This window comes from Pseudohongiella sp., from assembly GCF_011050365.1.
Lineage (GTDB): Bacteria > Pseudomonadota > Gammaproteobacteria > Pseudomonadales > Pseudohongiellaceae > Pseudohongiella.
This window is the reverse complement of sequence record NZ_DRFV01000017.1, coordinates 158558-172573: the sequence shown is the minus strand read 5'-3', so window position 1 is coordinate 172573 and position 14016 is coordinate 158558. Positions and strand designations below refer to the sequence as shown.

The 14016-nt window shown below is 56.8% G+C and carries 16 protein-coding genes and 1 other RNA gene; 9 read left to right on the top strand and 8 right to left on the bottom strand.

The genetic code is table 11. The annotated features are described in order from the left end of the window. Positions 1-60: 60 nt before the first annotated feature. From ENH71_RS16105 to ENH71_RS15380, 3 genes are all read left to right on the top strand, one after another. A complete protein-coding gene (locus ENH71_RS16105; protein WP_317622355.1) occupies positions 61-693 on the top strand; it encodes a cytochrome c1 in 633 nt (210 codons plus the stop codon). Between the two features lie 68 nt (positions 694-761). Then, the gene (locus ENH71_RS15385; RefSeq protein ID WP_294131174.1) at positions 762-1394 is read left to right on the top strand and encodes a glutathione S-transferase N-terminal domain-containing protein; all 633 of its coding nucleotides are present in this window, start codon (positions 762-764) and stop codon (positions 1392-1394) included. 8 nt (positions 1395-1402) lie between these two features. Continuing rightward, positions 1403-1834 carry a ClpXP protease specificity-enhancing factor gene (locus ENH71_RS15380; RefSeq protein WP_317622356.1) on the top strand — a complete coding sequence of 144 codons (432 nt, stop codon included), beginning with the start codon at positions 1403-1405 and terminating at the stop codon, positions 1832-1834. 56 nt (positions 1835-1890) lie between these two features. Here the strand turns inward: ENH71_RS15380 and ENH71_RS15375 are convergent, their stop codons facing one another. From ENH71_RS15375 to ENH71_RS15360, 4 genes are all read right to left on the bottom strand, one after another. Beyond that, positions 1891-2463 carry a BON domain-containing protein gene (locus tag ENH71_RS15375; RefSeq protein ID WP_294131177.1) on the bottom strand — a complete coding sequence of 191 codons (573 nt, stop codon included), beginning with the start codon at positions 2461-2463 and terminating at the stop codon, positions 1891-1893. Then, positions 2460-3053, bottom strand: a complete 594-nt coding sequence (locus ENH71_RS15370; protein WP_294131178.1) for an SIS domain-containing protein — start codon at positions 3051-3053, stop codon at positions 2460-2462. Before ENH71_RS15370 ends, ENH71_RS15375 begins: the two co-directional genes overlap by 4 nt. A gap of 72 nt (positions 3054-3125) precedes the next feature. After that, the gene (locus ENH71_RS15365; RefSeq protein ID WP_294131179.1) at positions 3126-3551 is read right to left on the bottom strand and encodes a YraN family protein; all 426 of its coding nucleotides are present in this window, start codon (positions 3549-3551) and stop codon (positions 3126-3128) included. Between the two features lie 45 nt (positions 3552-3596). Next, complete coding sequence (locus tag ENH71_RS15360) at positions 3597-5477, bottom strand: penicillin-binding protein activator (RefSeq protein ID WP_294137926.1); 1881 nt, start codon at positions 5475-5477, stop codon at positions 3597-3599. A gap of 158 nt (positions 5478-5635) precedes the next feature. Here ENH71_RS15360 and rsmI point away from each other — a divergent pair, with 158 nt between their 5' ends. Next, on the top strand, positions 5636-6511 hold the full coding sequence (gene rsmI, locus ENH71_RS15355) for a 16S rRNA (cytidine(1402)-2'-O)-methyltransferase (RefSeq protein ID WP_294130536.1): 876 nt from the start codon (positions 5636-5638) through the stop codon (positions 6509-6511). A gap of 50 nt (positions 6512-6561) precedes the next feature. Here rsmI and ENH71_RS15350 read toward each other — a convergent pair whose 3' ends face one another. The 4 genes from ENH71_RS15350 to ENH71_RS15335 are packed head-to-tail and all read right to left on the bottom strand — an operon-like array spanning position 6562 to position 9351. After that, positions 6562-6912, bottom strand: coding sequence for a YdbL family probable chaperone protein (locus tag ENH71_RS15350; protein ID WP_294130538.1), 351 nt, complete (start codon positions 6910-6912; stop codon positions 6562-6564). Positions 6913-6931: 19 nt separating this feature from the next. Then, positions 6932-7120 (bottom strand): YnbE family lipoprotein, encoded by a 189-nt coding sequence (locus ENH71_RS15345; protein ID WP_414704682.1) that lies wholly within the window; start codon positions 7118-7120, stop codon positions 6932-6934. A 50-nt stretch (positions 7121-7170) separates the two neighbouring features. Beyond that, a complete protein-coding gene (locus tag ENH71_RS15340) occupies positions 7171-7302 on the bottom strand; it encodes a hypothetical protein (RefSeq protein WP_294130539.1) in 132 nt (43 codons plus the stop codon). Further along, entirely contained in the window at positions 7303-9351 is a 2049-nt protein-coding gene (locus tag ENH71_RS15335; RefSeq protein ID WP_294130541.1) for an intermembrane phospholipid transport YdbH family protein, read from the bottom strand. Positions 9352-9422: 71 nt separating this feature from the next. Here ENH71_RS15335 and rnpB point away from each other — a divergent pair. The 5 genes from rnpB (at position 9423) to ENH71_RS15310 (ending at position 14013) form a co-directional block, all read left to right on the top strand. Further along, positions 9423-9807: RNase P RNA component class A (gene rnpB / locus ENH71_RS15330), an RNA gene on the top strand. Positions 9808-10440: 633 nt separating this feature from the next. Further along, positions 10441-10896: a division/cell wall cluster transcriptional repressor MraZ gene (gene mraZ, locus ENH71_RS15325; protein ID WP_294130543.1), complete on the top strand. Its 456-nt coding sequence runs from the start codon at positions 10441-10443 to the stop codon at positions 10894-10896. A 52-nt stretch (positions 10897-10948) separates the two neighbouring features. Further along, positions 10949-11881 carry a 16S rRNA (cytosine(1402)-N(4))-methyltransferase RsmH gene (gene rsmH / locus ENH71_RS15320; protein ID WP_294130544.1) on the top strand — a complete coding sequence of 311 codons (933 nt, stop codon included), beginning with the start codon at positions 10949-10951 and terminating at the stop codon, positions 11879-11881. 97 nt (positions 11882-11978) lie between these two features. Further along, positions 11979-12293 (top strand): cell division protein FtsL, encoded by a 315-nt coding sequence (ftsL, locus tag ENH71_RS15315; protein ID WP_294130545.1) that lies wholly within the window; start codon positions 11979-11981, stop codon positions 12291-12293. Next, on the top strand, positions 12286-14013 hold the full coding sequence (locus ENH71_RS15310; RefSeq protein ID WP_294130546.1) for a peptidoglycan D,D-transpeptidase FtsI family protein: 1728 nt from the start codon (positions 12286-12288) through the stop codon (positions 14011-14013). The genes ftsL and ENH71_RS15310 overlap by 8 nt, the downstream gene beginning before the upstream one ends. The last annotated feature ends 3 nt before the right edge of the window (positions 14014-14016 follow it).

The following is a 14016-nucleotide window of genomic DNA, read 5'->3' as shown; positions in this document are numbered from 1 at the left end:
GTGTTCCTGCCGCTCAAAGCTGTGGGTGCAGAAGTAACGGTCGAGCTTGAGCCGGTAGAGATGGATTTGCGTGATGAAGCCTCCTTGCAGCGTGGCTTCACGTCGTACATGAGCTACTGTCACTCTTGCCATTCGCTGCAATACGCGCGCTACCAGCGTACCGCTGACGACCTGGGTATCCCCACAGATCTGGTGATGGAAAACCTGGTGTTCGGTGACGCTTCCATCGGCGATCTGATGCAAAACAACATGGATGCGGATGACAGCAATAACTGGTTCGGTAAAACACCACCCGACCTGACGCTGGCGGGCCGTCTTCACAGTCCGGCATGGCTGTCAGGCTATCTGAACTCGTTCTATACCGATACCAGCCGGGTCTGGGGTGTCAATAACACCGTGTTCCCGAATGTCGGTATGCCCAATGTTCTGTATGAGCTGCAGGGGGACGTAGTCTGCACCAACAATGCAGAGGCCCCCGAAGACTGCGAACTCAGCCATGTGGCGGGTACCGGTGAATTGACGCCGGAAGAGTTTGATGCATTTGTTTATGACATGGTCAACTTCCTCTACTACATTGGGGAGCCTGTACGCCTCAAGCGACAGGAAATTGGGGTCTATGTACTGGGTTTCCTGGCCATACTGTTTGTGCTGGTGACACTGCTCAACCGTGAATACTGGCGGCGCATCCACTAAGGAGCGCCGTACAGTGACAAGCGCGTGATGTAGCGATCAGGCTAATTCGATTTTTTGAGGAAAGGTTTATGGGTGTTGTAGCAAAGCGCTCTTCCATGACGTTCTATTCTGATGGCAGTTCTCAGTACAGTCATCGGGTGCGGATAGTTTTGGCCGAGAAAGGGGTGACCGTTGAAACTGTCAATGTTGACCCGGCGAACACACCAGAAGATCTGGCTTCGTTGAATCCCTATAACAGTCTGCCCACGCTTGTGGATCGTGATCTGGTGCTTTACGAAGCCAATATCATGATGGAATATCTTGACGAGAGATTCCCGCACCCGCCCCTGTTTCCGGTATACCCGGTGGCAAGGGCGCAAAGCCGTTTGTGGATGTACCGTATCCAGCGTGACTGGTGTCAGGTCGTTGATGACCTGACAGCCGGCAAGGGTACGGCTGCACAACAGGAAAAAATGAAAAAAGAGTTGCGCGAGAGCCTGATCTCTATTGCTCCCATCTTTACTGAAAAACCTTTTTTCATGAGTGATGAATTCACTATTGTCGATTGCTGTGTGACGCCCATACTGTGGCGCTTGCCATCACTGGGCATTGATCTTGGCAACCATAAATCCGTTCAGCCGCTACTGCAATATCGAGCGCGCCTGTTTTCCCGTGATTCAGTCAGAGCCAGTCTGTCGGATCAGGAAAAAGAGATGGTATAAGCGTGAGCATGACCTCGAGTCGTCCTTATCTGCTGCGTGCCCTGTACGAGTGGATACTGGAAAACCAGTGTACGCCCTACATTGTGGTAAACGCTTACGCCAATGACGTGATGGTGCCGCAGGAGTATGTCAAGGATGGACAGATCATCCTCAATATTTCTCCGTCGGCAGTTCACGCGCTGGAGATGACCAATGAAGCGGTTAACTTCAGTGGCCGTTTCTCTGGCATACCGACGCCTGTCTATGTGCCGGTGACGGCTGTCATGGGCATTTATGCGCGGGAAAATGGTCAGGGTATGGTGTTCGAGACGGAAAGCCCGACACCGGAGCCGCCACCCCCATCATCGCCCAAGTCAGTAAAGAATGAAGGGAAGGTGGACAAGTCACCGTCATCGGATTCCAAAACGCGATCCCGGCCTTCTCTGCGGGTCGTCAAGTAATACGTTTTGCGGTGCGGGCTGACTACCTGTCAGCCCGCCATTCTGCCACGCGACGCTCAGAGATATTCAAACACGTTCACCACACGCTGCACGCCGCCGACGCTCCGTGATAGCGCGATGGCGCGACTGCCTTCGTCGCGTTCGACAATTCCCATCAGATAAATTGTGCCATCATTGGCCACCACTCGCATGCGATTGGCGTTGATATCGTCATTGGCAGTGAGCTGGGTGCGGACCTTGGTGGCCAGCCAGGTGTCGTTGCCGCGCGAGAGTAAACTGCGACGCCCGGCGACTTCCATCTCGTTGTGCACCCGTCGCACATGAACACTGGCCTCGGATGCAATCTGGGTCGCCTCGCTCTTCAGTGCTTCTGATTGCACCTGACCTACCAGCAGCACGACGCCGTTGTGACTGACCACATCGAAATTGGCCTCCCGAAAGGTTTCATTCTGTGATCGCATATTCACCGTCACTTTGGTTTCAATGGACTCGTCCTCCACCACCGTGCCGGCGGTGCGCAGGTAGGGGTCTTCCCGGATCCCGTCTTCACCGGTGGTCTGCGTGAGGACAGTGGTACACGCTGTGGTGCTCAACAGCAACGCAATAATCGATAGTCGTTTGATGCTCACAACTCTTCTCCAAAAATTTCAATGTCGATTAGATCACACAAACAGTGAAGCAGCACCAGATGGATTTCCTGGCTGCGGTAGGTGACGCGGGCAGGGACGCGAATTTCGATGTCATCGGCCTGCAGCATTTCTGCCAGATTACTGCTCTCTTCGCTGCTAAGCAGAATCACGGCAATGTCGCGATCATACGCAGCAGTGATGGCTTCACGCAAGTTAGCACTGCTTTTGCCTGCGGCCATGACAAAAAGTATATCAGCAGGTTGGGCGAGCGCCCGAATTTGTTGTGCATACCCGGTTTTATATTGCTGATCAGTGGCGATGGTCGACAAACAGACCGCGTCAGCAGATAACGCCAGAGCGGGCAGGCCGGGCCGTTCACGGTCAAAGCGGTTGATAAACAGGGCCGACAGGTATTGCGCCAGGGCTGCTGATCCGCCGTTGCCACAGACCAGTATTTTTCCACCCTGAACAAGCGCGGTGGCCATTCGATTGGCAGCGGCGCACAGCACGTCAGCCTGGCTGCCCACGGTTTCGCGCAGCGTCGCGATATTGTGCTGGATGTGTTGCTGCACTCTTTGTTGCGGTTCCATGACGACTTCCGGTGATGAACTGGCCTTCAGTTTACTGCAATCAGTCCGCTTTGTGTTGGCCGTCCGGCATATTCAATAGCGCTGTTGAATGGCGTTCTTTATCCAGTTGAACTCGGTTTCACCCTGTCTGCCGGACTGTCTGATACCGAGCACGTCTATACGGCACGGCACGCGGTCAGTGAGGCCCCGGTACTTGAGATAGGTGGTTGCGCTGCGCAGCAGCTTTTTCTGCTTGCGGTAATCGACACTGGTCACGGGGTCCATGAAGTCCGCCCGGGTCCGGTAACGCACCTCAACAAAGACCAGCGTGTCCTCGTCTTTCATGATCAGGTCAATCTCGCCGACCCGGCAATTGAAGTTGCTTTCGATCAGATGCAAACCTTGTCGGGTCAGATATTGCGCAGCCAGGACTTCGTGTGCCAGGCCGGTTGCCCGCCGCTTTGCCGGCGCGACAGGCTGCGGTCCTGACTGGTGTCGGGTGTTGTCGTTTGGTTTCATGTGCAGATATCCCTTTCTGCCTGATTCCGGGTGCCTGAGCACCGGCTACGGGTTCTCATCCTGGCTGTCGGAGCTTTCGGTTGCGGATGTTTCCGGAATCAATACCACAATATTACCGTCGACGAAGTGTGCGCCGGTCAGCTCTCGCATGATACTGCCGTCCTCGCGCATGGACAGAATGCCGGTGGCACCCTGCAACCGGATACCCGGAAAGTTTTCCAGTTGGGCAATGCGCGCGTACAGGCGGAAACTGTCGATACCCATGGCACGTAAGCGCTGCACCGGACCGGTGGCTTGTGACCATACTTCCGCGGTGCTGGTGCGCAGCGGGTCGTCGCCGCCAAGTACCCAGGGTGCATCAACAAATGTGATGCCGTTCAGGTCACGGTTGCCGACCGCATCGCGGCGGCCATCATAAATCGCTGGCATGGCATAGACAGGGACATCGCCGACAAAATGGAATGCCATGGTGGGTTTCAATTGCCTGCCCTCGGCAGGGTTGGCCAGCATGAATATAAAGTCGACATCCTGGCGCCGTCTGGGGGAAAATTCGATGTTGTCGCGCGGCAGCACCTCGCGCAGACGCTGCGCACGGGCCTCGCTGCTGTCGATGCTCATCAGTTGTCTGATGATATCGGAGTAGCCGGCAGCATTGCCAAAACTGGCCCGGCTCACCACCTGGCCGCCAAGCGATTGCCAATACTCGGCAAAGCCATCCTGAATGCGGCGATAATCCTCACCGGCCGGCGTCAGCACAGCCGCATTGCGGTGGCCCGCCTGCCAGGCCATACGCGCGGCCTGCCGGATCTCATCTTCGGGTGCCAGTCCGAACTGATAGAACCCCGCCGGGTTTGTGCGCCAGTCATCGCCATAGTTCAGCGCAAGCGTTGGCACCGGGAGTTGTTCCATGCTCTGCAGCTGACGCACGGACTCTTTCAGCAGAGGCCCAATGATCATGTCGACGCCAAGCGCTACCGCCTGCCGGTACAGATCGCTGATATCACGAACACCGGTGGTATCGAAGATTTCAACTTCAGGCACCTGCTGGTTCTGGCTGACGGCATGGTAGTACGCCGACATAAAGCCTTCGTTAACAGCCTGGCCGGCGGCATCACCCAACGGCAGCATCAGGGCGATGTGTTGTGGCCGGTTGTTGAGCAGTTCGACAGCAAAGGTCAGGGCATCGGGCAGCACCGCTGCGGCGGTATGTCGATTCCAGCGATTCTGCCAGCGGGTGATGGCGGCCACCTGTCGCTCGATATTGTTCTGCTCATTGTTAACGACGTTGATCAGTTCCAGCCAGCCGCGCAGTTCGTAGGAGTCAACAATGGCTGACTGGCTGCTGAGACTGCCCGCCGGCGCAGCAGTGAGGATTTGCCAGATGCGGTTGTTGTTGTCTGCAATCCGGTCCGGAGCATCCAGTGTTGCTGTCATTCGGGTATGTTCGCGTGCCGCCGCCAGATACTGTTCCAGTTCGATGAAGGCGTCAGCGCGCAACTGCATCAGGGCGTGTTGCGTGTCGACCGGGAGTTCTGCAGTGCGTTCCAGCAACTGGTTGTTGGCGAGCGCCAGTGCGTTGCGGGCGTCGTTGCGTAACAGCGCCAGTTCTGCCTGTTGTCTTGTGGCCTCAATGGCGGTGACGGTCGGCAGGTCATCACTCAACTCCACGCCAGCAAGAATCGCCGCGGCATTGTCGAGATCGCGGGCCTGCAGTGCAAGGGCGCTGGCCTGAAGGATATAGGTTTCTGCCTGCGGCGACGTGGCATCCGCCGCCAGTGCCAACAATTCATTGATCGTGCTGTTGCTGGTCGCAACGACGGGGCCGGGTGTTTCGGCTGTGTCAGGTACCGTGCTGGTGCAGGCACTCAACAGCATCATGGCACCGGTAAAGAACACAAACGGGTAAATGGTTTTCAATGAACTCACTGATAAACTCGCTGATAAAACTCGCTGGAAGCAATCGTGCAGAACGACACTGGTATTGTAGATCATAGCAGGCGACTCATGTTGTTGCGACAGCCGACAAACCGTTATCATGCAGATCCACTCACGCAAGCCGGCAAGACCACGGCCAGGCGACACAAATGACACAGACGTTTACTGACACCACGCTGATCCGACCCGCGCTTTATGTGGTGGCGACACCGATCGGCAACCTCGGTGACATGAGCCAGCGCGCGGTTGATACACTGAAGAGTGTCGACCTGATTGCCGCTGAAGACACCCGCCACAGCGCCCGGCTGATGCAGCATTACGCGATCCCGACACGACTTGTCTCCTATCATGAGCACAGCGGCAGTGCCCGCGAAGACGCCATTTTGCGGGCTTTGGACGAAGGCAAGGCGGTGGCGCTGATTTCCGATGCCGGTACCCCGCTGATATCTGACCCGGGTTACGGCCTGGTAGTGCGCGTGCGTGCAGCATCCTATCCGGTTTTGCCGGTTCCGGGTGCCAGCGCCATTACGGCCGCCATCAGCGCCGCCGGACTGCCCAGCGATCGTTTCTCGTTTGAAGGTTTTCCCCCTCACAAGGCGTCCGGACGGCGACAGATGTACGAGGCGCTGGCGGATGAGCAGCGGACCCTGGTGTTTTATGAATCACCGCACCGTATCAGCGAATCACTTGCTGACATGGCGCAGGTGTTCGGCGGTGAGCGGCAGGCAGTGATTTGTCGTGAGCTGACCAAGACCTGGGAAACCATTCATGGCGACTCACTGGCCGGCCTCTGCGACTGGTTGCAGCAGGATGACAACAACCGCCGTGGTGAGTTTGTGGTGCTGGTGCACGGCGCGGCCAAAGCGGCGCAACTGGCGCTGAGCGCAGACGCCGAGCGGGCTCTGAAGATTCTGCTGCGTGAGCTGCCGCTGAAACAGGCCGCTGCACTGGCTGCGGAGATCACCGGCAGCAAAAAAAATGCGCTGTACAAGCGCGGGCTGGAATTGGCCGACACCGCCTCCTGACGATCGCTGGCCATTCAGGCCGGGTGGGTTAAAAGGCTAACACAACCGGCTCAGGGTTTTTGCACCCAGCGACCATTGGCGTCTTCGATATAGTTACCCGAGCGGGTTGCCTCGACTGCGCGAGCATAGGCCAACTGTGCCACGGTATTGATGGATATATCATTGTCACGGGCAATTTGCGCGTAGCGTTCCCGGCGCTGGCGATTGACGCTTCTTACCAGCTCTACCACCGCTTCGGGTGCGTCTGTTTGCACCAGGCCGATATAGCCGTCACTCTTCTCGCCGATCAGGCCTGCGGCCTTGGCGTCGTCCAGACTTTGGGCGATAGCCATGCCGGCGAACAGCATCAGCGCCAGCGCAAGGGTTCGGGTCATAAGTTTGATGCCGGTATGGTGTTTCATGTCTGTGTCCTCTGCTGCGTTAAAACAGACCGCTATCGGCGGCGAAGATGTCATCCAGTTCCCGGTCGACCCGGACACGAATCTCATGTTCGATGCGCACATTGAGATTGATGGTGATGGGTTCGGTCGGCGCTTCAACCCGGACCGTTGGTGTACAGGCAACAACGCTGCCCAGTGTAATTGTCAGCGCCATTGCTGACAGTATCAGCGGACGTCCTGACATCGGGGTGGTGAATGTTCCATGTCTTGTCATGATACTCAACTCAACTGGGTGATGACTTGGGCCTGCAAATTTGTCTTGCCGCCAATGCATTCGAGAGCTTCACTATAACAGAGCGCGATGAATAACGGCTGAATGGTGGGCACTGTTTTTTCGGCCAGAGCTGCCATTCACTGTTCAGGGGAGTCCTGACCGGAATCGGCCTGCCGCGCATCAAGACGCGCCTGAATGCTGTCAGTAACCGATCGGGCCGCCTGCAGGCTCTGTAACAGGGCGGGCACGTCATCGTTGATAGTCAGGTTCAGGTTGATGCGTTGACCGCCGTTAAGTTCCGTGCTGATACCCTCCATGCGAATTGCCAGATCAAGTTCGCCGTCGGGCTGGTAGTCCACGGTAGTTTCCATCAGGTTGAAACGGTAGTGCTCCAGCGCCTGATAAACCATATCGAGACTCTGGTTCCCGGACGAAGACGGGTTGCCGGCTGCATCCTTCCCGGCGCTGTACCTGATTGTACCTCCCGGTTGCAGTGCGGTGAGCGTGCCGCCGCTGATACTGGGGTTAAGCCCCTGCAGCCGGACCGGTAACTGACCACTGACCATGCCCGTGGCGCTGACCCCCTCGTAGGCGCTCATGCTAAGCACCTTCTCCAGGTCTATGCGGTCGATTTTAAGGGTGAATTGGCTGTCATTATTCTCAAGCTGGTAATGCAGTTGATCGCTGCTGACGGTGCCGCCGAATACATTCAGTGATGCGTTGCTCAGGGTCACCGAACCGGCCTGTGAGTCGAGCAGAACATCGCTGCTGATGTTGGTAAGCTCGATACCGGGGTCCAGCGATGCCATGCTGACAGAGGCTGCGCGGGAGCTGCGCAAGTGCCAGTTCGGCAATAATTCTGCGGCAAAGTCGGTGTTCAGACGCAGGAAGGCAATTTCCCCGATATAGCCGCTGATGTCATCCAGCGATATGCCAACGACGCCGCTGACTGCTGGCAGGCTGTGCTCGTCTGCCCGCCATGACAGCCGGGCGTGGGCGTTGAGCGCGCCGGCCAGGATGTCGGCCTGCCAGGGCAGCGGCGTCAGCAGGTCCGACAGTTTCCTGTTGTTGTCATTGAACTCTGTTCGCGGCACGTCCAGCGTGCCCTGGCCCGTGCCTGCGTACACACTATGCTGCAGGTCATTGAGCAGCAGGCGCTGATTGCCCAGCATCAGTGCGCCTGCAGCGTGCATTGTGTCCTGCTGCCAGGTCAGGTGTTGATCCAGACGCATTGACCACAGATTGATGTCCACCAGATTGGTGTACAGCTCGCTGACAGACATTTCGGCGTGCGCATACAGGTCAGTGAGATCAGTGCCAGTGTCGGTCAGGGGCAGGGAAACACTGATGCGATGGAGGGCGCCGGTCATTCCGGTCAGTGTCTCGCCTGCGCGGATGGCTGGCAGCCGCAGTGTCGACGAGCTCGCTGCCAGCGTCAGAGTGTTAGTATTCGCTTCGAATGTAGCGTCGATGGGTGCGTCGGTGTGGAAGGTGATCAGGTCCAACTCCAGGTCTGCACTGTCACTGCTGACATCAAGCCTGTTGATGGTCAGATCCAGCTCGGTGGTGAGGCGGCAACGGGAGGGCTGGCAGGACACCTGCACTGTGCTCAGTCCGGCCGACAGTTGGTGGATGTGTGCAGCGCCGAGCGTTATCTCGTGGCCGGTGATGTCCAACTGCGCAATGCGCATCCGGTTAAACGGGATGGCGCTCATGATATCTGCCGGTAGTGCGCCGGTTACGGGGGTGGGCGGTTTGGCGTTGATGGCCGCTGGCAGAGCGGCAATGACGTCAGGGCTGGCGGTGGCAGCGGTCAGTGAATCGGGTATATTGATATTGGCGCTCGCAATGGCAATGCTGTCGACACGACCGTTGACCAGCCCCGAGACGGTAAAGCTGATGTCTATATTGTCCAGCGTTTGTGATAAACCGCTTTCGCTGTGTATCAGTGCCAACTCTCGTATCTGCAGTGATGCCGCCCCCAGGCGCAGGCCTGCGAGTGCTTCAACTTGCAGGCCATAAGGCAGCAATGTCGAATTGACAGTGTTGGTGAATAGCATGACACGTTGCTGATAGGTGAGCCACGCCAGGGCTGTCAGTATCAATACCAGTGCGCCCAGCCAAAGAGGCCAGCGTCGGCGTCGGACCGGCCTGTCATCGTGGTGTGTTGTGGTTGGTGAGTCCATACGATCAGTTTGACACGGTACCTGCGGATAAAACACTTGTCTTTGTCACAGGGCTCGCTTAATCTTGCCGCCGAGTCGGCCAGGCAGTCGCTGCCAGATCTGCGTCTATTACCGTTTCGGCGGTAAATGAGGCACCTGGTGGAGGAAAGTCCGGGCTCCATAGAGCAGAACGCCAGGTAACGCCTGGGAGGCGAAAGCCTACGGAAAGTGCAGCAGAGAGTAGACCGCCAACCCCGGCTTCGGCTGGGCGGTAAGGGTGAAAGGGTGCGGTAAGAGCGCACCGCGCGACTGGCAACAGCTCGTGGCATGGTAAACCCCGTTCGGAGCAAGGCCAAATAGGGATCCGATGGTGCGGCTCGCACTGGATCCGGGTAGGCTGCTTGAGGCCAGTAGTGATGCTGGTCCCAGATGAATGACTGTCCCCGACAGAACCCGGCTTATCGGCTGACTCGCTTAATTATCAGGATTGTCCTGCGGGACAATTCTTGCTCAGGGTTTTTATCAGATCCTCTGTGGTCGGATCCTTGCGCTCAGGGCTGTTTATCGGATCCTCTGTGGTCGGGTCCTTGCGCTCAGGGCTGTTTATCGGATCCTCTGTGGTCGGATCCTTGCGCTCAGGGCTGTTTATCGGATCCTCTGTGGTTGGATCCTTGTGCTCAGGGCTGTTTATGGGATCCTCCGTGGTCGGATCCTTGCGCTCAGGGCTGTTTATCGGACCCCTTTCCCGAAGGGGTTTCCCGGGTAGGCGTTGACAGGCGACCCGCGCCGGAAATTGTGTTTTTCTGGCTTTGCGTTCACCTCTTCCCTCATCGACCGCAACTCACTTCTGATAATTCACTTTAAGTAAATTTCTTAGCCTGCTGATAAATATTTTGTTTGTCAGCGAACCTCGTGCGTATCCTCAAGATTTGGCAATTTTCCCTGTAATTTCAGGCGCTTTAGGTGCTGAAAAAGTGCAAATAGTACTTGCGCTTGCTTATTGCTGTGCATATAGTGGCGTGAAGTGGCATGAAGTGGATAAATATGTACTAAAGTGGGTTTCAAGGGTCCGGCAGTGGCAAGTCGGACCCGAGACTCCGGAGCAGCAAAGTGTTCAGAGGTGTCAACACAATCAATCTTGATGCAAAGGGGCGCATGGCGATGCCGGCGCGCTATCGGGATTTATTGACGGAAAAATACGGCGGCCGCCTGGTGGCGACCGTCGATTTTACCGGCCGCTGTCTGCTGCTGTATCCGATTGATGAGTGGGAAGTGATCCAGCAAAAAGTCGAGAGCCTGTCCAGCTTTGATGAGGCCAGTCGACGCGTTCAGCGCATGCTGATCGGTCATGCCCATGACCTGGAAATGGACGGCAGCGGTCGTCTGTTGTTGCCACAGATCTTGCGCACACGCGCGCAGTTGGACAAGCATCTGGCCCTGGTTGGTCAGGGCATGAAATTTGAGATCTGGAGTGAAGAGAACTGGAACGAACAGGCAGATAGCTGGTTCGCCGGTACAACTGGTCAGGCGGACTTGCCGCCTGAGTTGTTAAGTCTGTCGTTATAAGCTGGTTTGTATTGCAATGAACAGGGCGTCAGTCTTCTCGGAACGGAGCGTTATGGCTACACAGGCTCATGAAACAGTGCTGCTGCATCCTGCAGTGGATGCGTTGCTAACCGATCCGGCTGGTTTTTATGTCGACGGCACCTTCGGCCGTGGCGGTCATTCCCGGCTGATTCTGGAGCGGATGAGCGAGACAGGCCGTTTGCTGGGAATCGACAAGGATCCACGGGCGATCGAAGTCGGCATGGCGTTGATGGCGGATGATGCAAGGTTCAGCATTCGCCAGGGCTCATTCGACGAACTGGATGTCATGCTTGCTGACACTGGCGCCGCTGGCGAGGTGGACGGCATATTGCTGGATCTGGGTGTTTCCTCGCCGCAACTGGATGAGGCCGAGCGTGGCTTCAGTTTTGTCCAGGACGGCCCGCTGGATATGCGGATGAACCCGCAGGCCGGGTTGAGTGCCGCCGAGTGGCTGGCGACCGCTGCCGAGCAGGACATCGCCGACGTCATCTACCGTTATGGCGAGGATCGGTTTTCACGGCGTATCGCTCGCGCCATCGTTAAAGAACGCGAGGTGGCACCGATAAGCCGGACTCTGCAATTGGCAGAGATCGTAAAACAGGCCAATCCGGCCTGGGAGAGGCACAAGCACCCTGCGACGCGGGCCTTTCAGGCAATCCGGATTCACATTAACAAAGAATTGGTGTCGCTGGAGAATGTGCTGGAGAAGGCGTTGTCGGCGCTCAGGCCAGGTGGACGATTGGTAGTGATCAGTTTTCATTCCCTTGAAGATCGACTGGTCAAACAGTTCATACAGAAACAAAGCAAGGGGGATGATTTTCCCAGAGATTTGCCGGTGACAGTATCGGCACTGAGCCCCAAGCTGATCAAGATTGGCAAGGCGGTGAAACCCTCGGAGCAGGAGATAAGACAAAACCCCAGGGCGCGAAGTGCCGTCATGCGGGTAGCGGAAAAACCGGCCTGATAACACGGCCAGATGCAGGAAAATCTATAACAGACAAGATGTCATGATGAAAACAGAGCAGAACAGAGACGGATCAGTAGCACCGGCGAATACCAGGGTGGCTGAGACACCTGTGTCTGTATTTGGTTGGTTGCAGTTGTTCAACTCGCGCAATTTGGGGTTGACGGTTCTGCTGGCAGCCGTCATGGCGTCGGCGCTGGCCATCGTCAATACCAGTTTCAAAAGCCGGACAGTGTTCCACGAGCTACAAAAATTACGCGCCGAAAGCAACGAGCTGGACGTGCAGCAGGGGCAGTTGTTGATTGAGCAAAGCACCTTCGGACTGGAAGGGCGGATAGAGCAAAAAGCCATGGATGAGCTTGATATGACACTGCCGGATTGGTCAAGAATAATAATGGTGCGCCATGAGTGATTCGCAGACAGTGAAACGATTCAGCAGCTGGCGTCTGGCGCTGGTCTGGAGTGCGCTTGCGCTGGCGGTGCTGGCTTTGCTGTGGAAGTTATTGACCTTGCTGTTGGTTGATCGCGACTTTCTGCAGGGGCAGGGTGATGCCCGCACCATTCGTATTGAGCCGTTGGTCGCACATCGCGGTATGATCACCGATCGCAACGGTGAGCCGCTCGCTATCAGCACACCCGTCAAGTCGATCTGGATTAACCCTCGTGAAATAGCCGGCGATGCGAACGTCGTTCGCCAGCTTGCCCGGTCGCTGCAGTTAAATGAAGATAGTCTGCTTGCCTCCGTGCAAGCCAGTGCCGAGCGCGAATTCCTGTATGTGCGCAGACGTATGCCGCCAGCCGAAGCAGACGCTGTGCTGGCCATGTCCTTGCCGGGTGTTTATTCGCGGCAGGAGTATCAGCGCTACTACCCGCAGGGCGAGGTTACGGCTCATGTGTTGGGGTTCAGCAATATTGATGACATTGGCCAGGAAGGTCTTGAGCTGGCCTTTGATGACTGGCTCAAGGGTGTGCCCGGCCGTCAACAGGTCATCAAGGATCGTCGCGGACGAATTATTCGCCAGCTCGACACCATCGAGACAGCGCAGCCGGGTAACACACTGGCGCTCAGCATAGATTTCCGGATTCAGAATCTGGCATACAAGGAGCTCAAGGCAGAGTTTGTGCATCGCGATGCCCGGGCTGCGTCTGCCGTGGTTCTGGATGCAAAAACCGGTGAAGTGCTGGCGATGGTTAATCAGCCTTCATTCAACCCCCATAACCGGTCCACTCTCGCCGACTTCGGTGCACTGCGTAATCGGTCGGTGACAGACCTGTTCGAGCCGGGGTCCACCCTTAAACCCTTCACCGCGATCGCGGCGTTGGAATCAGGGTTATATAACCGAGAAACAATTATCAGCACACATCCGGGCAGGATGCGTGTGGGGCGTGATGTGGTGCAGGATCGTGGGCAGAATTTTGGTGATGTAACGCTGGAAGGCATGCTGGTCAACTCGAGCAATATTGCCTCGGCAAAAGTCGCGCTTGCGGTGGGCCATGAAGCGCTGCGCGACATTCTGCTGCGAGTTGGTTTTGGCGAAAACCCGGCCAGTGGGTTTCCGGGCGAACGTGCGGGTGTCATGCCCAATCACCGTATCTGGCACGACATTGAACTGGCGACACTGTCCTTCGGCTATGGCATGTCAACTTCAACTCTGCAACTGGCGCAGGCCTACTCGGTCATCGCCAATGGCGGGCTGCGTGTGCCAGTGACCCTGCTCAAGAATGGGAACGAGATGGCGGGGGCCAGCGAGCCCCAGCGAGTTGTTGACGCTGACATTATTGCAGAAGTGCAAAACATGCTCGAAGCCGTCGTTGATCCGGCACAGGGCGGTTTCGATGGCGCCAGTGTGCCCTTTTACAGTATCGCGGGTAAGACCGGCACTGCACGTGTTGTGGGTGCCAGCGGTTATGAGGCTAATCTGCACAACTCGATGTTTGCCGGATACGCGCCGGCCGATGACCCGAGAATTGTGGTCATCATTGTTGTCAATGAGCCCCAGGGTGCCCAGCACTACGGCAGCCAGGTTGCGGCGCCGGTATTTGCCCGTATTGCCGCAGGTGCCATGCGTTTGCTTGAAGTTACGCCGGACGCAATCGATCCATCACGCATTATGACTCTGAGCGCGAGGTGAGAA

Excerpts from the sequence above, each read along its gene's own strand:
- ENH71_RS15385 (WP_294131174.1), top strand. The coding sequence starts at position 762 with ATGGGTGTTGTAGCAAAGCGCTCTTCCATGACGTTCTATTCTGATGGC.
- rsmH (WP_294130544.1), top strand. The coding sequence starts at position 10,949 with ATGGCTACACAGGCTCATGAAACAGTGCTGCTGCATCCTGCAGTGGAT.
- ENH71_RS15350 (WP_294130538.1), bottom strand. The coding sequence starts at position 6,912 with ATGAAACACCATACCGGCATCAAACTTATGACCCGAACCCTTGCGCTG.
- ENH71_RS15380 (WP_317622356.1), top strand. The coding sequence starts at position 1,403 with ATGACCTCGAGTCGTCCTTATCTGCTGCGTGCCCTGTACGAGTGGATA.
- ENH71_RS15365 (WP_294131179.1), bottom strand. The coding sequence starts at position 3,551 with ATGAAACCAAACGACAACACCCGACACCAGTCAGGACCGCAGCCTGTC.
- ENH71_RS15335 (WP_294130541.1), bottom strand. The coding sequence starts at position 9,351 with ATGGACTCACCAACCACAACACACCACGATGACAGGCCGGTCCGACGC.
- ENH71_RS15310 (WP_294130546.1), top strand. The coding sequence starts at position 12,286 with ATGAGTGATTCGCAGACAGTGAAACGATTCAGCAGCTGGCGTCTGGCG.
- rsmI (WP_294130536.1), top strand. The coding sequence starts at position 5,636 with ATGACACAGACGTTTACTGACACCACGCTGATCCGACCCGCGCTTTAT.
- ENH71_RS16105 (WP_317622355.1), top strand. The coding sequence starts at position 61 with ATGGATTTGCGTGATGAAGCCTCCTTGCAGCGTGGCTTCACGTCGTAC.
- ENH71_RS15340 (WP_294130539.1), bottom strand. The coding sequence starts at position 7,302 with ATGGCAGCTCTGGCCGAAAAAACAGTGCCCACCATTCAGCCGTTATTC.
- ENH71_RS15370 (WP_294131178.1), bottom strand. The coding sequence starts at position 3,053 with ATGGAACCGCAACAAAGAGTGCAGCAACACATCCAGCACAATATCGCG.